The following is a 20,740-nucleotide window of genomic DNA, read 5'->3' on the forward strand; positions in this document are numbered from 1 at the left end:
TGTATCGCCGGACGGTCCGGTGAACGGAAAATTCGCTTCGAAGCACCCGCAGCACCGGGCTAGCCTGCGCGAATGCCGTTGGAAGACATCGAAAAGATCGCCGAGGACACCGGTTTCTCCGGTGTCGTTCAGATCGACCGCGCGGGTGAGGTCGAGTTCGCGAAGGCCTACGGGCTGGCGAACCGGGCGTACCGCGTGCCCAACACCGTCGACACCAGGTTCGGCATCGCCAGCGGCGGCAAGGGGTTCACCGCGCTGACGGTGCTCTCACTCGTCCACGAAGGCGCGCTCGGCCTCGACACGACGGCACGCTCCCTCCTCGGCGACGACCTCCCGCTGATCGCCGACGACGTCACGGTCGAGCACCTGCTCACGCACACGTCCGGCATCGGTGACTACCTGGACGAGGAAGGTGACTGGGAGGCCAACGACTACGTGATGGGCGCGGTGCACGAGCTGACCACGACCGAGTCGTTCCTGCCGCGGCTCGACGGGATCCCGACGAAGTTCAAGGCGGGTGAACGGTTCGGCTACTGCAACGGCGGCTACGTGGTCCTCGCGCTGCTGGCCGAGCGGGCGAGCGGGCAGAGCTACCACGACCTCGTCCGGGAACGGGTGCTGCGCCCGGCGGACATGACCAGGACGGACTTCCTGCGTTCCGACGAACTGCCCGGCGACGCCGCCGTGGGCTACCTGGACGGGATGGACCGCTCGAACGTCTTCCACCTGCCCGTCGTCGCGAACGGCGACGGCGGCATCCACACCACCGCGGGCGACATGTCGAAGTTCTGGCGCACGCTGTTCACCAGGGACGACGTCGACGAGTTCGTGCGGCCGCGCCTGGACGTCCCCGAGGAGTCGCTGCGCTACGGGCTCGGTTTCTGGCTGCACCAGACGTCGGACACGGTCATCCTGGCCGGGTACGACGCCGGCGCGTCGTTCAAGTCCACTCACGACCCGCACACGGGCACCACGATCACCGTGCTGTCCAACACCGCGCCCGGTGCCTGGCCGATCGCCCGCGCGCTCATGTCGTGACTGTTCTGAACGGGTGACGGATGCGAACATGTGTTCGTGAGCACCCCGATCCTGCACGCCGACCTGGACGCGTTCTACGCGTCGGTCGAGCAACGGGATGATCCGAACCTGCGCGGTCGTCCGGTGATCGTGGGCGGTGGCGTGGTGCTGGCCGCGAGCTACGAGGCCAAGGCGTTCGGGGTGCGCACCGCAATGGGTGGTGCGCGGGCGTTGAAGCTCTGTCCACGTGCGATCGTCGTGCCGCCGCGGATGTCGGCCTACTCCGCCGCGAGCAAGGCGGTGTTCGAGGTCTTCCGCGACACGACGCCGTTGGTCGAGGGACTGTCCATCGACGAGGCTTTTCTGGACGTCGGCGGCCTGTACCGGATGGCGGGGCCGCCGGAGGTGATCGCGGCCCGGCTGCGCGCACGGGTGCTCGACCAGGTCGGGCTGCCCATCACGGTCGGGGTCGCGCGGACGAAGTTCCTCGCCAAGGTCGCGAGCGGGGTCGCGAAGCCGGACGGGCTGCTGGTCGTGCCGGCGGAGGGCGAGCTCGAGTTCCTGCACCCGCTGCCGGTGGAACGGCTGTGGGGCGTCGGTGAGGTCACCGCGGCCAAGCTGCACTCGCTCGGCATCAGAACCGTCGGCGAGGTCGCCCGGCTGGACGAGAGCGACCTGGTCTCGATCCTCGGCCGGGCGGCGGGCAGGCACCTGCACGCGTTGGCGCGCAACCACGATCCACGTCCGGTCCAAACAGGACGCCGTCGCCGGTCGATCGGGTCGCAGCGGGCGTTGGGCCGCAGGGAACGCACACGGGAAGATCTCGAAGCCGTCCTCGCCTCGCTCGTCGACGGCATCTCACGACGGCTGCGCACCGCCCACCGCGCGTGCCGGACCGTGGTGCTGCGCCTGCGGTTCGCCGACTTCACGAGGGCGACCCGTTCGCACACCGTCCGGCATCCGACGACGGAGACGGAGGTGCTGCTGAACGCGGCCAGGCAGCTGCTCGACGCCGCGATGCCTCTCATCGAGAGCCGCGGCATCACGTTGCTCGGCGTTTCCCTCACCAACCTCCAGAACGACACGCCGATGCAGATGACGCTGCCGTTCGAGGAGCAGAAGCCGGGCGCGCTCGACGCAGCGCTGGACCACGTGCGGGACCGGTTCGGCACCGCCTCCGTGACGCGGGCGGCACTGCTCGGCCGCGAACCTGGAATTTCAGTACCACTGCTCCCCGACTGACCCCATACGCTCCCCGACCATGCGACTGCACGTTCACCGATGGGGCCAGGGTCCGCGGGTGGTACTGGTGCACGGCGCCGTGCTCGGCGGCCGCGAAGCCTGGCGAGCCCAGCGGCCCTTGATCGAGCGGTGGACGCTGCTGGCGCCCGACCGGCCGGGGCACGGCCAGTCACCGCCCGCGCGGCAGGACTTCGAACCGGAGGCGGCGCTCATCGCCGACCAGCTGCTCGACGAGCCGAGCCACCTCGTCGGGCTGTCCTACGGGGCGATCGTCTCGATGTACGCAGCGGCGCTGCGGCCGGAGAACGTCCTGTCGTTGACCGTCGTCGAGCCGCCGTCCACCGGGGTGGCACGCGGCGTCCCCGCGGTCGACGAGTACGCCGCCGCCGTCCGCGCGCTCGTCGAGTCCGATGTGGACCCCGTCGAGGGGTTGCGACGGTTCTTCCCCCTCGCGGGCGTGCCGGTCGAGGTGCCGGACGAGCCGCACGAGACGTTGCTGAAGGGCATGCGGCAGCTGCTGGGCGCCCGTTCACCGGACGAGGCCGAGCCACCGCTGCACGCGTTGCGCGACGCCGCTTTCCCGGTCCTCGTGGTCTCCGGCGGTCACAGCGAGGTGCAGGAGATCATCTGCGACACGATCGCCCGCGAGACCGGTGCCGCACGGGCGGTCTGCCGAGGCCGTGACCACCTCGTGCCGGAGGCGCCGGGGTTCAACGAGGTGCTGGACCGGTTTCTGGACCGTAAACCTGATGGACGCTTGAAAACTGAAACGTGTTCTAGTTAGTCTACCGGCATGATCACCACAGTGGTGTGGGGCACCGGAAACGTCGGCCGTGCCGCGATTCGCGCCGTCGAGGCTCATCCGGGACTGAAGCTGACGGCCGTGATCGTCCACGACCCCGCGAAGCAGGGCAGGGACGCCGGTGATCTCGCGGGACTGGACCACGAGCTCGGGATCACGGCCACCACTGACATCGACGCGGTGCTGGCCGCCAGCCCACGCGCCGTGGTCTACGCGGCGTCGGGTGACATCAGGCCGGACGACGCGCTCGCCGACATCACGAAGGCGATCCGCGCGGGCGCGGTGGTGGCCACGCCGTCGCTGTACGCGCTGTACGACCACCGCAGCGCGCCACCGGAGTTGCGAGAACCGGTTCTAGCCGCCATCGCGGAGGGCGGCGGATCGCTCTTCGTCTCGGGCGTCGACCCCGGCTGGGGCAACGACGTGCTGCCGTTGATGATCAGCGGTCTGGGCAGCCGGATCGACGCGGTGCGCTGCCAGGAGATCTTCGACTACTCCACCTACGACCAGCAGGACGCGGTGCGGTGGCTGATCGGTTTCGGGCAGCCGCTCGACTACCAGGCCCCGATGCTCATGCCGACGGTGCCGACCATGGTCTGGGGCGGGCAGATCCGGTTGATGGCCAGGGCGCTCGGCGTGGAGGTCGAGGAGATCCGCGAGACCGTCGACCGGCGGGCGCTCGACGCGGACGTGACGACCAGGACCATGGGCGAGTTCGCGGCGGGCACGCAGGGCGCGATCCGCTTCGAGGTGCAGGGAATCGTCGGCGGCGAACCGCTCATCGTCATCGAGCACGTCACGCGCATCCACGCCTCGTGCGCCACGGACTGGCCGATGCCGCCCTCGGGCGACGGCGCGCACAAGGTGATCATCGAGGGACGGCCGCGCATCGAGGTCTCGGTCGAGGCGGTCGACGAGGGCGAGAACCGTTCCGCTGGCGGCAACGCGACGGCGGTCGGCCGCATCGTGAACGCCATCGACTGGCTCGCCGAGGCGGAGCCCGGACTCTACGACGCGCTCGACGTCCCGTTGCGGCCTGTGGCGGGCAAGCTCGGAAGGAGCCCGCGATGAACATCGACATCCCCGAGGGCAAAGACCCCATCGGGTACGTGTGGGGCGAGATGGTGCCGGGCATCGGTGTCGCCGCGGCCGGCCTCTCACTGGCCGTGTACCAGCACACCACGCTGGGGCTGCGGGAGTTCGAGGCCGCGCGGCTGCGGATCGCGCAGATCAACGGCTGCATGTTCTGCCTGGACTGGCGGACCGAACGCGACGGCGTGAAGGTCGAGGACGACTTCATCGACGCGGTGACCCAGTGGCGCACCACCGACGCCTTCGACGACCGGGCGCGACTGGCCGCCGAGTACGCCGAGCGGTACGCACTGGATCACCACGGCCTCGACGAGGAGTTCTGGTCCCGCATGGCCGAGCACTACAGCCAGGTGGAGATCGTGGAGCTGACCATGAGCATCGGGGCCTGGCTCGCGTTCGGCAGGCTGAACCGCGTGTTCGGTCTCGACGCCATGTGCGTGCTACCGAAGTTCTGACGACGTCACAGGTCGGTAGCGATGATCTTCGCGATGTTCCTCTCGGCCAGCGCCGTGATCGTGACGAACGGGTTCACCACGGTGCTGCCGGGAATCAGCGAGCCGTCGATCACGTACAGGCCGGGATGACCGTGCAGGCGCCCGTAGTTGTCGGTGGCCTTGTCGAGGATCGCGCCACCGAGCGGGTGGTACGTCAGGTGGTCGCCCCAGACCTTGTAGACACCGAAGAGATCGGTCCGGTAGATCGTCCCCTCCTTCGAGTTGATCTTGTCGAAGATGCTCTTCGCGGCGTTGATCGACACCTGCTTCCAGGCCGTCTGCCAGTTCAGGTCGACCTTGCCCGTGGCGGCGTTCCAGGAGAACTCCGCGCGGTTCGGGGTCTTGGTGATCGACAGGTAGAACGACGCGTAGGTCTCGATCCCGGTCGGTAGCGGCGCCACCTCCGCGAACGCGCCGCCCGCCGCCCAGTTGTCGATGCCCATCGTCGGGATGGACGACTGCAGCGCCCCGGTCGGGTCCCACATGTGGTTGGCGCGGCCGCACATGACGTTGCCGTTGTCGCCCCAGCCCCTGCCGACCTCGCCGTTGAGGTTCGGCAGCGCGCCGGTCGCCTTGAGCTTCACCAGGAGCTTGCTCGTGCCGACGCTGCCCGCCGCGAAGAACACCCTGGCCGCGGTGACCTGCTTGGTGGCGATCGGGTCGCCGTTGGTGTTGAGCTGCTCGATGGTGACGGCGTAGCCACCGGCCGCGGGCGTCACCGAGACGACCCTGTGCAGCGCCGAGATGGTGACGCGGCCGGTCGCCCTGATCTTGGGCAGGTAGGACTTCTGCAGGGACTTCTTGCCGTAGTTGTTGCCGTAGAGGATTTCCCCGATCAGCGCCGACTTCGGGACGGTGCCGGCGGCCTCCTGCTCCATGTAGTCCCAGTCGTACACCGTGGGCACGAAGACGTGCGGGAAGCCGGACCGCTGGGCGTGCTTCCGGCCGACCCGCGCGTACTGGTAGCACGCGGTGGTGTCGAACCAGGCGGGGTCGATCAGCCCGACGCCGAGCTCGGCGTTGGCGCGCGGGTAGTAGACGTTGTACATCTCGTCGGCGTTGATCATCGGCAGGACGTCGCCGAAGTACTCGCGCTTCGGCGTGACCGCCATGCCGCCGTTGACGAGCGATCCGCCACCGACTCCGCGGCCCTGGTAGACGGTGATGCCGGCGAACTCCTCGGCGTCGAGGATGCCGGTGTAGCGCGGGATCGCCTTGTCGATGGGGAAACCGAGGAAGTTGCTCAGCGGCTGCTTGGTCCTGGTGCGCAGCCAGAACGAGCGCTGGTCGGGAGTCGTCGTGTTGGCGAAGATCTTGCCGTCCGCACCGGGGGTGTCCCAGGCCATGCCCATCTCGACCATGTGGACGTCGACGCCGGCCTGGGCGAGGCGCAGGGCCGCCACACAGCCGCCGTAACCGGTGCCGATCACGAGGGCCGGAACCACGGCCGCGTCGGAGATCTCAGTGGACGCTCGTGCCGCAGGAGTCACGCCGCCGAGGGCGACGGCACCAAGAATAGAACCTGTTCCTGCGATGAACGAGCGGCGGGTTGGACCCTTGAAACCGTTGTCACACGTCGTTGTGCGAGTCATGTGATCTTCCTCACTGTCGTCACATGAGAACAAGTTATACCGGTGGTTGTGGGACAAGTCACTACCTGGGAGTTCCGGTTCCTCTCGCGTGCGCAGCGCAGGTGACGGGCCCAGAACCCGGATTCGCGATCACCGGAGAACTCCGCGCGGATGCATCGCCGGGCAATGTTCGGGTCCGGACGGGCGCCCGGCAATCGAGCGATGCCGACGGTCTCCAACCAGCGTTGAGTCCGTTGTGGACGGCGGTGCGGATCGTGCCCGACTCAACATCGCGTACCGGAAACTCGCCTGGATTCGGCCCGTTCGCCGGCTGCGGCATTCGGCCTCTTGATCGCTCAACACCGTCACGCCAAGGTGAGAGACGTTCACGTACCTGAACACCTCGGAAGCCGACGGCGTCAGACGAGGAGCACGGATGCGGAAACGCGCGACAGTCGTCCCACTGCTGGCTCTGCTCAGCCTGGTTCTGCCCGCCCCAGCGACGGCCCAGCCGTCCGGCACGGTCGTGTCGGGCCAGGCCAGGTTCCAGATCCTGTCCCCCACCCTGGTGCGCACCGAGTACGCCGGGGATCGCAGATTCGAGAACGCCTCTACTTACAACGTTGTAAATCGCACCTTCCCCGGCACGGCCTACCGTTCGCGGGTCGAGGACGGCTGGCTGGTCATCACCACGTCGGCGCTGACCTTGCGCTACCGCGTGGGTTCCGGCCCGTTCCGCGCGGACAACCTCGAGCTCAGAACCGCGAGCACGACCGCGTCCCCGTGGCGGCGGGTGGTCTGTGCGACCGGGCAGCTCTGCGAAGCCGAGGACCAGCACCGAGAAGGCGTGCTCGTCGCCTCGGAGCACCCCGGCCACACCGGCGCCGGTTTCGTCGCCGGGTTCTCCTACGCCAACAACGGGGTCACCGCCACCGTGCGTGCCACGAGCTCGGGCAGGCACCGACTCGTCGTGAAGTACGCGAACGGGCGCGGCGGCGACGGCAAACACGAGGACCGCACGCTCGGTCTCAGCGTCGACGGGCAGGCACCGCGGCAGGTCACGTTGCCGGCGACCGCGGACTGGCGTGACTGGAGGCAGGTCGAGACCGAGGTCGACCTGTCCGCGGGCGAGCACCGCGTCGCTCTGACGCGGCGTGCGGCGGATTCGGGCAACGTCAACGTTGACAGCCTCGCCCTGCTCACCGCCGGTCAGGCGTATCCAGTGGTCCGGGCCGTGGACGACTGCCGGTTCGGCACGAGCTGTGAGGCCGAGAACGGCGTGCTCACGGGTGCCGCGAAGATCGCCGACGAGCACGCGGGGTTCGCGGGCACCGGGTTCGTCGCCGAGCTGGTCGGCGGCACCGGGTCGAGTCAGCGCGTGTCCGGCGTTCCGGCCGCCGGAACCTATCCGGTGGTGCTGCGCTACGCCAACGGGGTCGGCGGTGACGGCAAGCACGAGCCGCGCACCGTCCTGGTCAACGGGCAGGCGATCACGGTCCCGGTGACCGCGAACTGGGCGACGTGGGCCACCACGACCGCGCAGATCCCGTTGCCCGCAGGCACTTCCGGTCTGGACATCACCTGCCCGGACTCGGGTTGCCACGTCAACCTCGACACGATCGGGATCAGCAACTCGTCACCGCACCTGGCGCTCGGGGGCTACCGGCGCTCGCTGGACGGCTACACCGGCACCAGCGGAGATCCGCGGGTGACTCCGGGACTGACGTACCGCGACGGCTGGTACCTGCTCGACGACACGAGTTCCGCGCTGCTCAACGGAACTCCGCGGGTGGACCGGGGCGCGCAGCCCTACCAGGACGGGTACGTGTTCGGCTACGGCCAGAACCTCAAGGCCGCGCTGGGAGATCTCGCGGCGCTGACCGGCGGGCCGAAGTTGTTGCCGCGCTGGGCTTACGGCGTCTGGTACTCCGAGTACATCGACCGGACCGCGGCCGACTACCGCGACCGGATCCTGCCCGCGTTCCGGCAGCACGGCGTGCCGCTGGACGTCCTGGTCGTCGACACGGACTTCAAGGCGCACAACACGTGGAACGGCTGGCGGATGGACTCCTCGAAGTTCCCGGATCCGCAGGGGTTCCTGGACTGGGTGCACAGCGAGGGAATGCACAGCACGCTCAACATCCACCCGAGCATCCAGGGCTCCGACCCGGACTTCGCGCGGGCGCAGGCGACCGCTAAGGGCAAGCTGGCCAAGGGTTCCTGTGCCGACTGCTACGTGTTCGACTGGGCCGATCCCGACCAGCTGCGCGCGTACGTCGAACTGCACCGGAGCATGCCCACCGACTTCTGGTGGCTCGACTGGTGCTGCGACGGCTCGGGCTCGTCGCTGCGGGGCGTCACGCCGGACACGTGGATCAACGAGCAGTACGCGAAGCTCGGCGGGTTCGCGTTCTCCCGCGGGTTCGGGTCGTTGCAGGCGGGCGGCTACAGCGGCTCCGGGCCGTTGCCGACGGGCCCGTGGGCGGAGAAGCGGCACACGCTGCACTTCACCGGCGACACCTCGTCGACGTGGGGCGCGATGAAGGCGACCATCGGCTACACCTCGGGCGAGGCGGTGTCGACCGGGATGTCGGCGATCAGCCACGACATCGGCGGGCACAACGACACCACCGGTCTGCGCGGATCCGAGACGTACCTCGACAACGGTCAGCTGCGTTACACCACCAAGCTGCCGGACGACCTGTACGCGCGCTGGGTGCAGCTGGGCGCGTTCCAGCCGATCACCCGGCTGCACAGCAACCACGGCGACCGCCTGCCGTGGCAGTACGGCCCGGCCGCGCAGGCGTCGGCGACGAAGTTCCTGAACCTGAGGGAACGGCTGGTGCCGTACATCTACACGTTGGCGGAGCAGGCTCATCGGACCGGAGTACCGGTCGTGCGGCCCGCCTACGTCGAGTACCCGGGCAGTCCGGAGGCTTACTCCACAGTGGACAGCCAGTTCCTGCTCGGGCCCGACGTGCTGGTCGCACCGATCACCACACCTGGTGAGAGTGGCGAGACGCGGGTGTGGTTCCCGCCCGGTCAGTGGACCGACTACTTCACCGGGCAGGTTTACCAGGGCAACACCTGGGCAACGGTTCGCGCCAGCCTGGACACCATGCCGGTGTTCCTGCGCGCGGGCGGGATGCTGGTCGAACGTTCAGCCGATGTGGCCCACGACGTGCGCGCCGACTCGTTGACCGTGCACGTCACGGCCGGCGCTTCGGGCGAGTTCACGTTGTACGAGGACCACAGGCGCACCCGGGTCGTTCAATCTGGCGATTTCGCGTTCGTGTCTGGACTGTCCAAACGGGACTGGAAGTTCGTCGTGCACCACGCGGACGGGTCCAGCCACGTCGTGCGGGCGAAGGGTGCGGTGATCAGTCTTCGGGCACCCAGGTGAGCAGCCGCACCTTCGCGACGGTGCGGACGTGCCTGCGCATGGCGGCGGCGGCCTTCTTCGGGTCGCCCGCGGCGATGGCCTCGTAGATCGCCGTGTGCTGCGCCAGTGAGCGGGACGGACGACCCGGCTGGCGCAGCGACTCGGTGCGGCTCTCGGTGATCTGGCGGGCGATGGTCTTCATGAAGTCGGCCAGCAGCGAGCTGTGCGCGGCCGCGGTGACGGCGGCGTGGAAGCGGCGATCCCCTTCCACGCCGTTCTCGCCGCCCGCGATCTCGTCGCGCATGAAGTCGAGCGCCTGCCGGATGTCGTCGAGTTCGGCGTCGGTGCGGCGTTCGGCGGCGAGCTCGGCGAGCTTGGTCTCCAGCGCCTCGCGCGCCTCCAGCACCTCGGGGAGGCGCTTGCGGCGTTCGACGAGCTGCTCGACCGGTTCGACGTCGAGCGTGTCGCGAACGAGGTACGTGCCGCCCCCGTGCCGTGCCTCGACCAGCCCCTGGACCTCCAGCACCACGATCGCCTGCTTGACCGACGCGCGACTCACGCCGAGGCTCGCCGCGAGGTCGCGTTCGGCCGGCAGCCGGTCCCCCGCTTCGAGCCCCGCCTCGGTGACGTACGCGCGCAGCCGTTCGAGCACCTGCTCGTACAGGCGGGACTTGACCATGGGCCGCAATGCCTCGGACATGGACCCAGGATATCCGGCCAAGTGGCTCAGCCACTAGGCCACCTCTTGACAGCCGGTGGACTGCGGGCGAAAGTGGCTCAGCCACTTTGCCACTAGGACGAGCCCCAACGACGGGAGCCCTGCATGTCCGCCGAACTCATCTCGATACTCGTGTTGGTCGTGGTGTTCGTGATAGCCACGACGAGGTCGATCAACATGGGGGCGCTCGCGTTCGCCGCGGCCTTCGGGGTCGGCACGCTGGTCGCGGACATGAAGACCGACGACATCTTCAAGGGCTTCCCCGGCTCGCTGTTCGTGGTGCTGGTCGGCGTGACGTTCCTGTTCGCCATCGCCCGCGCCAACGGCACCACGGACTGGCTCGTGCACCTCGCGATCCGGCTGGTCGGCGGACGGATCGCGCTGATGCCGTGGGTGATGTTCGCGATCACCGGAGTGCTGACGGCGATCGGCGCGGTGAGCCCGGCCGCGGTCGCGATCGTCGCCCCGATCGCGATGGGGTTCGCCGCGAAGTACCGGATCAACCCGCTGCTGATGGGCGTGATGGTGGTGCACGGGGCGCAGGCCGGCGGGTTCTCGCCGATCAGCATCTACGGGACGATCGTGAACGGGATCGTGGCCAAGGAGGGGCTGCCGGGGAACGAGATCGTGCTGTTCCTGGCCAGTCTCGTGGTGAACCTGCTGATCGCGGCCGTGGTGTTCGTGGTGCTGGGCGGGATGAAGCTGGCTCGGCAGCCGGTGGAGGCGGCGGCGCTCGTGCGGGCTGGGGGCGGCGGTGCGAGCGGTGCAGGCGCGGCTGGTGGTGGGAGCGCGGGTGGCGGTGCCGTCACCGAGCCCGACGAGCGCATCTCCCTCACCGCGCCCCGCATCGCCACCCTCGTCGGCCTGGCCGTCCTCGTCGTCGCGGCCCTCGTCTTCGATCTCGACGTCGGCCTCGCCGCGATCACCGTGGCCGTGTTGCTGAGCGTCGTGTGGCCGGAGACCTCCAAGCAGGCCATCACCCAGATCACCTGGCCGACCGTGCTGCTGATCTGCGGCATCCTCACCTACGTCGCCGTGCTGCAGACGATGGGCACGATCAAGTGGGCGGGCGACTCGGTCGCGGGTGTCGGCGCTCCCCTGCTCGCCGCGTTGCTGATCTGCTACATCGGCGCGATCGTGTCGGCGTTCGCCTCGTCGGTGGGCATCATGGGGGCGCTCATTCCGCTGGCCGTGCCGTTCCTGCTGCAGGGTGAGGTCAGCGCGGTCGGGCTGATCGCGGCGCTGGCGGTGTCGGCGACCGTGGTCGACGTCAGTCCGTTCTCCACCAACGGCGCGCTGGTGCTGGCCGGTGCGCAGGACGTCGACCGCGACAGGTTCTTCAAGCAGCTCATGGTCTACGGCGGGATCATGGTCGCGGCGGCGCCGCCGCTGGTCTGGCTCGCCCTCGTCGTCCCCGGAATCTGGTGAGGTCATGTTCCCCTTGCAGTCCACCCGCGTCGCACTCCGCTTCGGCGACCGCACCCTCACCCACGCCGAGCTGGCGGCCTGTGCCGGCACGCTGGCGCGGCAGCTCACCGGGTTGCCGCGGGTGGCGGTGTGGGCGACGCCCACCATCGAGACCTGTGTGGCGGTCGTGGCGGCGCTGCTCGCCGGGGTACCCGCCGTGCCGGTCAACCCGAAGGTCGGCGAACGCGAGCTCGCGCACATCGTGGCCGACAGCGCGCCGGCGGCCGTACTCGCGGCGCCCCAGGCCCCACTGCCGGAAGGGCTGCACTCGGTGCCACGCCTGGACGTCACGCTGGACGGTGACACCCCAGAGCTGCCGGACGAGCCGGATGCCGAGGCGCCCGCGCTCATCGTCTACACCTCGGGCACCACCGGGGCGCCGAAGGGCGTGGTGCTGCCGCGCCGGGCGATCGTGTCCACACTGGACGCCGTGGCGCAGGCGTGGGAGTGGACCGGGGACGACGTGCTCGTGCACGCGTTGCCGTTGTTCCACGTGCACGGGCTGATCCTCGGCGTGCTCGGGCCGTTGCGGCGGGGCGGCACGCTGCACCACCTCGGGAAGTTCTCCACCGCCGAGCTGACGCGGGCCCTCGCCGGTGACGGCACGATGATGTTCGGCGTGCCGACGATGTACCACCGCATCGCGGAGGAGGTCGGCGAGAACGCCGAACTCGGCGCGGCGCTGGAGAAAGCCCGCTTGCTGGTGTCGGGGTCGGCGGCACTGCCGGTGCGCGACCACGAGCGGATCGCGGCGGCGACCGGGCAGCGGGTCGTCGAGCGGTACGGCATGACCGAGACGTTGATGAACACCAGCGTGCGCGCGGACGGCGACCGCAGGCCCGGTGCGGTCGGCCTGCCGTTGCCGGGGGTCGAGGTGCGGCTCGTCGACGACCACGGCGTGACGCTCGACGACACCGGTGCGGTGGGCGAGATCCAGGTGCGCGGGCCGAACCTCTTCACCGAGTACCTGAACCGGCCCGACGCCACCGCGGAGGCGTTCGCGGACGGCTGGTTCCGCACCGGCGACGTGGGCACCCGCGACGCCGACGGCTACTTCCGCATCGTCGGGCGCAAGGCGACGGACATCATCAAGAGCGGCGGGTACAAGATCGGTGCGGGCGAGATCGAGAACGCCCTGCTGGAGCACCCCGCGGTCAAGGAGGTCGCGGTGACCGGCGAGCCCGACGACGACCTGGGCGAACGGATCGTCGCCTGGATCGTGCCCTCGGGCGAAGAACCCTCCGCCGAGGAGCTCGCCGACCACGTCGCCCGGCTGCTCACCCCGCACAAACGGCCGCGCTCGGTGCGCTTCGTGGAGTCGTTGCCACGCAACGACATGGGCAAGGTGATGAAACGTGCCCTCGGAACGTGAGCCGGCCCGCGAGCTGATCGGCCGGGTGGCGTCGGCGTTCACCGAGCTGCGGCACGACCACACGCTGTCCGAAGTGGACGGACCGCTCGGTTGGCCCGGCTACGGTGAGCAGCTCACCCGAGCGGCTGACCTGACCGGTGAGTCCGAGTCCGTCGTCTGCGGTCTCGCGCGGATCGGTGACGTCACCGCGGTGGTGGTGGCGTTCGAGTTCGGGTTCCTGGGCGGATCACTCGGCACCCGCACCGGCGCGCGCATCGAGCAGGCCTTCACGCACGCACGTGAGCTGCGCGTTCCGGTCGTGTCGCTGGTCGCGACAGGCGGCAGCCGCATGCAGGAGGGCACGCTCGCGCTGATGCAGCTGCCACGGATCGCACGGCAGATCACGCTCACCCGTGAGGCGGGCCTTCCGCACATCTCCGTCCTGCGCGACCCGACCACCGGCGGCGGCTGGGCCACGCTCGGTGCGGGCGCGGACGTCGTGCTGGGCCTGCACGGCGCCCAGGTCGGGTTCGCCGGCTCCCGCGTGCGCCCGCCGGGTTACTCGGTGACACAACAGTTCGCGGCCGGTCTGGTCGACCAGCTCGTCGAACCGGACGAGCTGCGCGCACGGCTGGAACGGTGGCTGCACCTGCTCACCACGCCCGGCAACGGTCCAGCACCTGTGCCACCGGCGCTGGGCGCGACGACGTTGCCGGAAACCGGATGGGAGGCGGTACGACGTGCCCGCGCCCCGGAACGGCCGCGCGCAGGCCAGTACCTCGCGGCGTACTTCGACTGGCTCGAACCGGTGAGCGGCGATCGCAGCGGCGGAGTCGATCCCGGAGTGCTGTGCGGGTTCGGGCACCGCGACGGCAGAACGATCGCCTACGCGGCACAAGACGGCACGGCCACGCGTCCCGCCGGGTTCCGCACCGCGGCGCGCCTGGTCCGGCTGGCCGACCGGCTCGGCATCCCGGTGCTCACGCTCGTCGACACACCGGGTGCGGCCAACGACGAAGCCGCCGAGAACGCCGGTGTCGGCGCCGCCATCGCGGACATGTTCACCGCCGTCGCGGCCGCACGCGTGCCGGTGACAACGCTGCTGATCGGCGAGGGCGGTTCCGGTGGCGCACTCGCGTTCGCAGCGCCCGGCCGGACGTGGGCGACCCCGGACAGCTACCTCGCGGTGATCTCGCCGGAGCTCGCGGCAGCCATCCTCAAGCGCGACCCGGCACAGGAGAAGGAGACCGCCGACCGGCTGCGGTTGCGGCCGCAGGACCTGGCCGAGCTGGGAATCGCCCAGCTCGGCCCGTCCGCGGATCAGGCGACGGCGATGTACAGGAACGCCAGCAGCGAGCTCGGCACGCAGATGGTGACGAGACCGACCACGCCGTAGAACGGGTCCTTCCTCGTCACCATCGCGGCCAGCGCACCGACACCGGCGAGCATCGACGCGATCAGCAACACCAGCACGGCAATCGACATGTCTCAGGTCCTCAGGTCAGGGGTGGGTGGAGTCGGGAACGGACTCCCCCGGCGGTGCCCTGCTGGACCACGGACCTGAGAACGTCGTGTCGAGATGAACCGCACGCGCCGCGCCGGTGTGCACCTCCTGCCGCGGTGGCTGCGGGCCGGTCGCGGTGCCGCACAACGCCCAGCAGGCGTCGGGTGACGCCGTCGCCTGCCCGTGCACGGCCGAGACCGGCGCGTTCAGCCCCGAACCCTGCTCTCCCGCCGCGTCGTGACGCGTGCTCGTGCCGACGAACGCCAGCAGCAGAGCCAGCAGGAGCGCGGGCCACCTCACCGAGCCGCTGCCCGCCTGCGCAGGAAGAACTCGCCCACCGGTTCCACGTAACGCGCCGCGATCGGGCCGATGATCGCCATCAGCAGCACGTACGCGGTCGCGAGCGCGGCCAGCTGCGGGCTGACGTGGCCCGACGCGACGGCGAGTCCCGCGATCACGATCGAGAACTCGCCGCGCGCGACCAGTGCGGCACCGGCACGCGCCCGGCCCATCGGTCCGATGCCCTGGCGCCGTGCCGCCCACCAGCCCGTCGCGACCTTCGTCAGCGTGGTGATCACGGCCAGCAGCACGGCCATCAACAGCACCGGAGGGATCGTCCGCGGGTCGGTGTTGAGACCGAACACGACGAAGAACATCGCGGCGAACAGGTCGCGCAACGGCTCCAGCAGGCGGGTGGCGTTCTCGGCCGTGGAACCGGAGATCGCGATGCCGAGCAGGAACGCGCCCACCGCGGCGGAGACCTGGAGCTCGGACGCGATTCCGGCGACGAGCAGCGCGGAACCGAGGAGCTTGAGCAGGAACACCTCGTGGTCGGGACTGTCCACGACGGCCGAGATGACGCGGCCGTACTTGAGCGCCACCACCAGGACCACGGTGATCGCGAGCAGCGAGATCCCGACCGACGTGAGCCCGCCGAGGAAGCTGACGCCCGCGAGCACCGCCGTGAGCACCGGCAGGTAGACCGCCATCGCGAGGTCCTCGAACACCAGCACCGAGAGGATCACGGGCGTTTCGCGGTTGCCGAGCCTGCCCAGGTCGCCGAGGACCTTGGCGATGATCCCGGACGACGAGATGTAGGTGACGCCCGCCATCGCGAGCGCGCCGACCGGGCCCCAGCCGAGCAGCAGCGCGACGACCGCGCCGGGTGCCGCGTTGAGGACGATGTCGAGCACGCCCGCCATCCACGACTTCTTCAGGCCGGTGGTGAGCTCGGACGCCGAGTACTCGAGGCCCAGTAACAGGAGCAGCAGGACGACGCCGATCTCGCTGGCGAGGTGGGCGAACTCCTCGATGCCGTGCAACGGGACGAGCCCGCCGGAGCCGAACGCGAGCCCTCCGACCAGGTAGAGCGGGATGGGCGAGATGCCGAACCGCCAGGCGACGCGGCCGAGCAGACCGAGGCCGAAGAAGACCGCACCCAGCTGGATCAGCGCGATCGTGGTGTCGTGCACTGGCTCAGCCGCCCGTCAGGATGTCCGCGGCGGCATCGAGGCCCTCCGCGGTGCCGACGACGACAGCGAGGTCGCCGTTCTCGAAGAGGAAGTCCGGGCCCGGCGACGGATGCGCGTTGCCCGCCCGCACGACCGCGACGATCGACGCCCCGGTGCGCGTGCGCAGGGCGGTGTCCCCGAGTGTGCGGCTCGCGAACGCGGTGACCGGCAGCTGACGGGTCGTGATGCCGGTGATGTCGCGGTGCTGCTTCGCGAGCTGCGACACGAGCTGCGGCGCGCCGAGCAGACCGGCCAGCGTCCCCGCCTCCTCCGGGGCGAGCGGGATCGACGCGGCGGTGGCGTCCGGGTCGTCCTGTTTGGACAGGATGAGCTCGAACTTGCCGTCGCGGTAGGAGATCACCCCGATCCGGCGGCCGGCGCGGATGGAGAAGTCCTGCCTGACCCCTATGCCGGGCAGGGGCGTCACTTCGACGTTCACTCTGGGGTTCCTAGGGTTCGATGAGCCCGGCGCGGATCGCGTACCGGGTGAGTTCGAGACGGTCCTTGAGCCCGAGTTTCTGCAGCAGGTTGGCCCGGTGCCGCTCGACGGTCTTGACGCTGATCACGAGCATGTCCGCGATCCCCTTGGAGGAGTGGCCCTCCGCGACGAGCTTGAGGATCTCCTCCTCGCGGTCGGTGATGGCCTTCGGCGGCAGGCCTCGCTCCAGGTAGTTGCGGATCAACGAGTTGACCGCACCGGGATAGAGGAACGGCTCACCGCGCATCGCCGACCGGCACGCCTCCACCAGGTCGCGGTCCGCCACGGACTTGAGCACGTACCCGGACGCACCCGCCTTGAGCGCCTCGAAGAAGTACTGCTCGTTGTCGTACATCGTGAGGATCAGGATTCGCAGGTCCGGCAGCAGTCTCGACAGTTCGCGGGCCGCCTGCAGGCCGGTGAGCCGCGGCATGGCGATGTCGAGGATCGCCAGGTCCGGTTTCTCGGCGCGGGCCATGCTGATCGCCTCGGCCCCGTCGCCTGCCTCCGCGATCACGGTGAGGTCGGGTTCGTTGTCGAGGATCAGCCGGACACCGCGGCGGACGAGCGCGTGGTCGTCGGCCAGCAGGATGCGCACGGTCATCCGCGCTCCTCCTTCGCCTTGACCACCAGCGTGATCTCCGTGCCTCTCGGTGTCGCGGGCCCGACGGCGAGCTCGGCGCCGACCAGCAGTGCGCGTTCCCGCATACCTCTGATTCCCGCACCTTCCGCGTTGTCCCGTATCCCCCGGCCGTTGTCGCGCAGGCGAAGCTCCACTTCGGACGGACGGCCGCGGAGGGTGAGCTCGACCTCGTCGGCCTGCGCGTGACGAGCCGTGTTCGTGAGGCCCTCCTGGGCCACGCGGTAGACGACCAGCTCGGTCTCGGCGTCGAGCGCGGGCAGGTTCTTGTCGAACGACTGCCTGACGGTCAGGCCCGTCTCCGCCGTGAGGGCCTTGAGCGCACTGACCAGGCCGAGCTCCTCGAGCACGCCCGGCCGCAACCTGCGCGCGATGCGGCGGATCTCGTCCAGCGTGCTGCGCGTGATCTCCTGGACCTGGTGCAGCTCCTCGCGCATGTCCTGCGGCGACTGGTCCGCGACCCTCTTGAGCCCGAGCAGCACGGCCGTCAGCGACTGCCCCACCTCGTCGTGCAGCTCCTGCGCCACCCGCCGCCGTTCGGCCTCCTGCGCCGACAACGCCCTGGCCGCGCTGTACCCGCGCTCGGCCTCCAGCCGGTCGATCATGCTGTTGAACGTGGTGATCAGCTCGGCGATCTCACCGTGGCCCCTGGCTGCCAGCCGCGGCCCCGGCTTGAGCAGGTCGATGGTGGTCATGGCGCGGGTGAGCCTGCCCAGCGGCGCGAGCCCCACGCGGATCAGCACGGCGTTCGCGATGAGCATCACCACCAGCCCGGCCGCGAGCACCAGCACCTCCCGCAGGAGCGCGGGCGTCGACACGGTGACGGGCCCGAAGACGAGCAACGCGGCCGCCGCGACCAGGACCAGGGCGTTGAGCAGGAAGATCCGCCCGAACAACGACACGCGCGCCGCCTCTCCGTGATCACTTCCCGCCACGCCTGCGAGGCTGACGGGCGAGGACGCCACGTGTCCATCCGTGGCAACACCCATGTTCGCAACGCTCACGTTGGGTGGCAGGACGGATCGTCAGGGGCGTGCTCGATGACGGATGGTGGGACGCGACTCAGCTGGGAGGCGCCGATGACCCGCACCTGGCCGTTGCACGCCACCGCGGTGACTCTCGTGGCAGCCGGTCTGCTCGTGCCGCACGCTCTGCTCGTCGCCGCGGGACTGCTGCTGGCGGGCTCGGCCGCGCTCAGGCCGCCTTCGGAACCGTGAACACCCGCAGGAACGTGTCCAGCAGCTCGCGCGGCCCGACCAGGTCGACCTTCCCGGACTTCGCCGCCTTCACGAACGCCCGGTAGGACGGCACGTCGTCGGCACCGAGGCGCGCGGTCATCACGAGATCGGGCTTGCCGGGCGCCGGGCCGATGCCCGACTCGAACTCGCCGTCGGTCAGCACGGCGTACGCCACCAGGTCGCCGACGTGGATCTCCCACGACCCGGTGACGCCGGCCGCCTCCGCGGGCTGGAAGTTGGCGCGCATGTTCAGCACCGCCGCGTCCGGGCTGATCACGTCGCCCGGCCGCGGGTCGCCGAGCTGGGAGGAACCCCAACGGCCCAGTGCCAGCAGAACCGGTTCGAGGTCCTGGCCCACCGGCGTCAGCGCGTACACGACGCCGCGTTGGGGGGCCGGTGCGACGCGGCGCTCCACCACGCCCGCCTGCTCAAGTTCCTTGAGGCGCGTGGAGAGCACGTTCGTCGGGATGCCCGGCAGGCCTGCCTGCAGGTCCGTGTAGCGGCGCGGGCGGATGGTGAGGTCGCGGACGATCAGCAACGCCCAGCGCTCCCCCACCAGGTCCAGCGCGCGGGCGAGACCGCAGTACTGGCCGTAATCACGTCGCTTCACGCATCGAGCGTAGCAAGCTTGCCCATACCTAGCGAACTGTTCAAAGAAAAGTTTACTTGCAAAAACGAAGTGCACTGGTTAGCGTCGTTCTCGCTCGCATCCCCACCAGTGAAGGAACCGTCATGACCGCTGTGCTCGACCGCGCTGTCACCGCCCCGCGCCGGCCGTCCGTGTCACGGGGCATCGGCTTCGCCGGCATCTCGGCGGCCATGGTCGTGGTTCTCGTGGCGGCGGGAGCGCCGGCGCCACTGCTGCCGATCTACCAGCACCAGTGGGGTTTCCCGCCGTGGATGCTGACCCTCGCGTTCGGCGTCTACGCGTTCTCGCTGCTGGTCGCGATCATGGTGATCGGCTCGCTGTCGGACCACGTCGGACGGCGGCCCCTGATGATCGCCGCCCTCGCGATCGACCTGGTCGCGATGGTGATGTTCCTCTTCGCGCCCTCGATCGGCTGGCTGATCGCCGCCCGCGTCGTGCAGGGCGTCGCGACCGGCGCCGCGTCGAGCTCGCTCAGCGCGGCCGTCGTCGAGCTCGCGCCGGAGCGGTACAAGAAGCTCGGCGCGCAGATGACCAGCATGGCGCCGCTCGCGGGCCTGGGGATCGGCGCGCTCTTCGCAGGTGTGCTGGCCGAGTTCGCCGACAACGCCGTGTTCGACGTGTGGCTGGTGCTGGCCGTGGTGATGGCACTCGGCACGATCTTCGCGCTGGTCACACCGGAGACCGCGGCACGCAAGCCGGGCGCGCTGGCCTCGCTCAACCCGCGCGTCTCGTTGCCCGCTCAGGTGCGCCGGCTGTACTGGACGACGGTGCCGGGCATCGTCGGCGGGTTCATGACGATGACGCTCTACATGGGACTCGTGCCCGTCGTGCTGGTAGCGGTGTTCAAGGTGAACAGCCCCGTCGTCGGCGCACTGGCCGGCTTCGTCGCCCTCGGCGCCGCGGCACTGGCGTCCGGCCTCACGAGCCGGGTGCGCGCCCCTCGCCTGCGCACCGTCGGGACCACCGCGATGATCATCGGCGCGGTGCTGTTCATCGCCGGCATCGGCACCACCTCGCTGCCGCTGCTCTGGGCCGCCGCGGTGTTCGGCGGATCCGGCATCGGCTTCTCGTTCGGCGGCACCACCCGCGGGCTCGTGCCCGAGGTGGCACCGCACGAGCGCGCGGGCCTGTTCACCGCGATCTTCCTCGCCGGCTACCTCGCGATGGGTGTCTCGGCGGTCGTGTCCGGGGTGTTCATCGGTGTCGTCGGGGCGGCGGCCACGGCGGCCGGGTTTGGTGCGGTCACCGCGATCGTCGCCCTGGCCGGACTGGCCTTCACCCGGAGGTGAGGCCGTCCGTGTGGACGACCGAGACCGTGAAGGTCCGAACCCAAGCAACGCCTGCATCACCACCGGCGTGACCAGTTCAGCGTCGGCGAGCTGAGCGGGTTGCGGCTTCGCCGACCCGGCACATGCCCTCCTTCGTCGGGCCTGTGCCGGACCGAATTTCTGTGGTCACCTTGCTCTGGTCGTTGCAGGGCGTGGTCGAGTGCCGTGCGGTGGCCGCCGGTTGGGTGGTGGTTCTTAGCTTGATCTTTAACCTCGGCAGCGGTGACCTGCACCCTGGTTGATCATGAGCGCAGCC

At 69.8% G+C, this 20,740-nt stretch carries 20 protein-coding genes; 11 read left to right on the top strand and 9 right to left on the bottom strand.

What is annotated here, in order from left to right:
* Nucleotides 1-72 precede the first annotated feature (72 nt).
* Genes ACFOWZ_RS15955 through ACFOWZ_RS15975 form a run of 5 tightly spaced genes read left to right on the top strand, consistent with a single transcriptional unit; the run spans nt 73 to nt 4,608 of the window.
* Nucleotides 73-1,038, top strand: a complete 966-nt coding sequence (locus ACFOWZ_RS15955) for a serine hydrolase domain-containing protein (RefSeq protein WP_382373112.1) — start codon at nt 73-75, stop codon at nt 1,036-1,038.
* A gap of 30 nt (nt 1,039-1,068) precedes the next feature.
* Nucleotides 1,069-2,259: a DNA polymerase IV gene (gene dinB / locus ACFOWZ_RS15960; protein WP_382373114.1), complete on the top strand. Its 1,191-nt coding sequence runs from the start codon at nt 1,069-1,071 to the stop codon at nt 2,257-2,259.
* Between the two features lie 19 nt (nt 2,260-2,278).
* Complete coding sequence (locus ACFOWZ_RS15965; protein WP_382373116.1) at nt 2,279-3,043, top strand: alpha/beta fold hydrolase; 765 nt, start codon at nt 2,279-2,281, stop codon at nt 3,041-3,043.
* 9 nt (nt 3,044-3,052) lie between these two features.
* On the top strand, nt 3,053-4,132 hold the full coding sequence (locus ACFOWZ_RS15970) for an NAD(P)H-dependent amine dehydrogenase family protein (protein ID WP_382373118.1): 1,080 nt from the start codon (nt 3,053-3,055) through the stop codon (nt 4,130-4,132).
* The gene (locus tag ACFOWZ_RS15975) at nt 4,129-4,608 is read left to right on the top strand and encodes a carboxymuconolactone decarboxylase family protein (RefSeq protein WP_382373120.1); all 480 of its coding nucleotides are present in this window, start codon (nt 4,129-4,131) and stop codon (nt 4,606-4,608) included. The genes ACFOWZ_RS15970 and ACFOWZ_RS15975 overlap by 4 nt, the downstream gene beginning before the upstream one ends.
* A 5-nt stretch (nt 4,609-4,613) precedes the next feature.
* Here the strand turns inward: ACFOWZ_RS15975 and ACFOWZ_RS15980 are convergent, their stop codons facing one another.
* Nucleotides 4,614-6,137, bottom strand: a complete 1,524-nt coding sequence (locus tag ACFOWZ_RS15980) for a GMC oxidoreductase (RefSeq protein WP_449280282.1) — start codon at nt 6,135-6,137, stop codon at nt 4,614-4,616.
* A gap of 517 nt (nt 6,138-6,654) precedes the next feature.
* On the opposite strand from ACFOWZ_RS15980, the gene ACFOWZ_RS15985 reads away from it, so the two are divergent.
* Nucleotides 6,655-9,621 carry a TIM-barrel domain-containing protein gene (locus ACFOWZ_RS15985; protein ID WP_382373124.1) on the top strand — a complete coding sequence of 989 codons (2,967 nt, stop codon included), beginning with the start codon at nt 6,655-6,657 and terminating at the stop codon, nt 9,619-9,621.
* Here the strand turns inward: ACFOWZ_RS15985 and ACFOWZ_RS15990 are convergent.
* Nucleotides 9,599-10,300, bottom strand: a complete 702-nt coding sequence (locus tag ACFOWZ_RS15990) for a FadR/GntR family transcriptional regulator (RefSeq protein ID WP_382373126.1) — start codon at nt 10,298-10,300, stop codon at nt 9,599-9,601. The two genes, ACFOWZ_RS15985 and ACFOWZ_RS15990, sit on opposite strands and share 23 nt — an antisense overlap.
* Nucleotides 10,301-10,423: 123 nt before the next feature.
* On the opposite strand from ACFOWZ_RS15990, the gene ACFOWZ_RS15995 reads away from it, so the two are divergent.
* Genes ACFOWZ_RS15995 through ACFOWZ_RS16005 form a run of 3 tightly spaced genes read left to right on the top strand, consistent with a single transcriptional unit; the run spans nt 10,424 to nt 14,532 of the window.
* Nucleotides 10,424-11,746, top strand: a complete 1,323-nt coding sequence (locus tag ACFOWZ_RS15995) for an SLC13 family permease (protein ID WP_382373128.1) — start codon at nt 10,424-10,426, stop codon at nt 11,744-11,746.
* 4 nt (nt 11,747-11,750) lie between these two features.
* Nucleotides 11,751-13,157 (top strand): acyl-CoA synthetase, encoded by a 1,407-nt coding sequence (locus tag ACFOWZ_RS16000; RefSeq protein WP_382373130.1) that lies wholly within the window; start codon nt 11,751-11,753, stop codon nt 13,155-13,157.
* Nucleotides 13,141-14,532, top strand: coding sequence for a carboxyl transferase domain-containing protein (locus ACFOWZ_RS16005; RefSeq protein ID WP_382373132.1), 1,392 nt, complete (start codon nt 13,141-13,143; stop codon nt 14,530-14,532). Before ACFOWZ_RS16000 ends, ACFOWZ_RS16005 begins: the two co-directional genes overlap by 17 nt.
* Here ACFOWZ_RS16005 and ACFOWZ_RS16010 read toward each other — a convergent pair.
* Genes ACFOWZ_RS16010 through ACFOWZ_RS16035 form a run of 6 tightly spaced genes read right to left on the bottom strand, consistent with a single transcriptional unit; the run spans nt 14,457 to nt 18,204 of the window.
* Nucleotides 14,457-14,621 (bottom strand): hypothetical protein, encoded by a 165-nt coding sequence (locus ACFOWZ_RS16010; RefSeq protein WP_382373134.1) that lies wholly within the window; start codon nt 14,619-14,621, stop codon nt 14,457-14,459. The two genes, ACFOWZ_RS16005 and ACFOWZ_RS16010, sit on opposite strands and share 76 nt — an antisense overlap.
* 16 nt (nt 14,622-14,637) lie before the next feature.
* Nucleotides 14,638-14,940: a hypothetical protein gene (locus ACFOWZ_RS16015; RefSeq protein WP_382373136.1), complete on the bottom strand. Its 303-nt coding sequence runs from the start codon at nt 14,938-14,940 to the stop codon at nt 14,638-14,640.
* Nucleotides 14,937-16,112 (bottom strand): cation:proton antiporter, encoded by a 1,176-nt coding sequence (locus ACFOWZ_RS16020; protein ID WP_382373138.1) that lies wholly within the window; start codon nt 16,110-16,112, stop codon nt 14,937-14,939. Before ACFOWZ_RS16020 ends, ACFOWZ_RS16015 begins: the two co-directional genes overlap by 4 nt.
* 4 nt (nt 16,113-16,116) lie before the next feature.
* Nucleotides 16,117-16,590 (bottom strand): cation:proton antiporter regulatory subunit, encoded by a 474-nt coding sequence (locus ACFOWZ_RS16025; RefSeq protein ID WP_382373140.1) that lies wholly within the window; start codon nt 16,588-16,590, stop codon nt 16,117-16,119.
* Between the two features lie 10 nt (nt 16,591-16,600).
* The gene (locus ACFOWZ_RS16030) at nt 16,601-17,233 is read right to left on the bottom strand and encodes a response regulator (protein ID WP_382373142.1); all 633 of its coding nucleotides are present in this window, start codon (nt 17,231-17,233) and stop codon (nt 16,601-16,603) included.
* Nucleotides 17,230-18,204, bottom strand: coding sequence for a sensor histidine kinase (locus tag ACFOWZ_RS16035; protein ID WP_382373144.1), 975 nt, complete (start codon nt 18,202-18,204; stop codon nt 17,230-17,232). The genes ACFOWZ_RS16030 and ACFOWZ_RS16035 overlap by 4 nt, the downstream gene beginning before the upstream one ends.
* A gap of 144 nt (nt 18,205-18,348) precedes the next feature.
* On the opposite strand from ACFOWZ_RS16035, the gene ACFOWZ_RS16040 reads away from it, so the two are divergent.
* A complete protein-coding gene (locus ACFOWZ_RS16040; RefSeq protein ID WP_382373146.1) occupies nt 18,349-18,486 on the top strand; it encodes a hypothetical protein in 138 nt (45 codons plus the stop codon).
* Here the strand turns inward: ACFOWZ_RS16040 and ACFOWZ_RS16045 are convergent.
* The gene (locus ACFOWZ_RS16045; protein WP_382373148.1) at nt 18,464-19,117 is read right to left on the bottom strand and encodes a winged helix-turn-helix transcriptional regulator; all 654 of its coding nucleotides are present in this window, start codon (nt 19,115-19,117) and stop codon (nt 18,464-18,466) included. The genes ACFOWZ_RS16040 and ACFOWZ_RS16045 overlap by 23 nt on opposite strands.
* 122 nt (nt 19,118-19,239) lie before the next feature.
* Between ACFOWZ_RS16045 and ACFOWZ_RS16050 the strand changes: the two genes are divergently transcribed.
* The gene (locus ACFOWZ_RS16050; RefSeq protein ID WP_382373150.1) at nt 19,240-20,445 is read left to right on the top strand and encodes an MFS transporter; all 1,206 of its coding nucleotides are present in this window, start codon (nt 19,240-19,242) and stop codon (nt 20,443-20,445) included.
* Nucleotides 20,446-20,740 lie beyond the last annotated feature (295 nt).

The sequence above is a fragment of the Lentzea rhizosphaerae genome (assembly GCF_042649515.1).
Taxonomy (GTDB): Bacteria; Actinomycetota; Actinomycetes; order Mycobacteriales; family Pseudonocardiaceae; genus Lentzea; species Lentzea aerocolonigenes.

What these genes read in the sequence shown, in the direction of transcription:
- ACFOWZ_RS15975 (WP_382373120.1), top strand. Translation starts at nt 4,129, where the DNA reads ATGAACATCGACATCCCCGAGGGCAAAGACCCCATCGGGTACGTGTGG.
- ACFOWZ_RS16050 (WP_382373150.1), top strand. Translation starts at nt 19,240, where the DNA reads ATGACCGCTGTGCTCGACCGCGCTGTCACCGCCCCGCGCCGGCCGTCC.
- ACFOWZ_RS16030 (WP_382373142.1), bottom strand. Translation starts at nt 17,233, where the DNA reads ATGACCGTGCGCATCCTGCTGGCCGACGACCACGCGCTCGTCCGCCGC.
- ACFOWZ_RS16010 (WP_382373134.1), bottom strand. Translation starts at nt 14,621, where the DNA reads ATGTCGATTGCCGTGCTGGTGTTGCTGATCGCGTCGATGCTCGCCGGT.
- ACFOWZ_RS15965 (WP_382373116.1), top strand. Translation starts at nt 2,279, where the DNA reads ATGCGACTGCACGTTCACCGATGGGGCCAGGGTCCGCGGGTGGTACTG.
- ACFOWZ_RS16000 (WP_382373130.1), top strand. Translation starts at nt 11,751, where the DNA reads ATGTTCCCCTTGCAGTCCACCCGCGTCGCACTCCGCTTCGGCGACCGC.
- ACFOWZ_RS15990 (WP_382373126.1), bottom strand. Translation starts at nt 10,300, where the DNA reads ATGTCCGAGGCATTGCGGCCCATGGTCAAGTCCCGCCTGTACGAGCAG.
- ACFOWZ_RS16040 (WP_382373146.1), top strand. Translation starts at nt 18,349, where the DNA reads ATGACCCGCACCTGGCCGTTGCACGCCACCGCGGTGACTCTCGTGGCA.
- ACFOWZ_RS15995 (WP_382373128.1), top strand. Translation starts at nt 10,424, where the DNA reads ATGTCCGCCGAACTCATCTCGATACTCGTGTTGGTCGTGGTGTTCGTG.
- ACFOWZ_RS15985 (WP_382373124.1), top strand. Translation starts at nt 6,655, where the DNA reads ATGCGGAAACGCGCGACAGTCGTCCCACTGCTGGCTCTGCTCAGCCTG.
- ACFOWZ_RS15970 (WP_382373118.1), top strand. Translation starts at nt 3,053, where the DNA reads ATGATCACCACAGTGGTGTGGGGCACCGGAAACGTCGGCCGTGCCGCG.
- ACFOWZ_RS15955 (WP_382373112.1), top strand. Translation starts at nt 73, where the DNA reads ATGCCGTTGGAAGACATCGAAAAGATCGCCGAGGACACCGGTTTCTCC.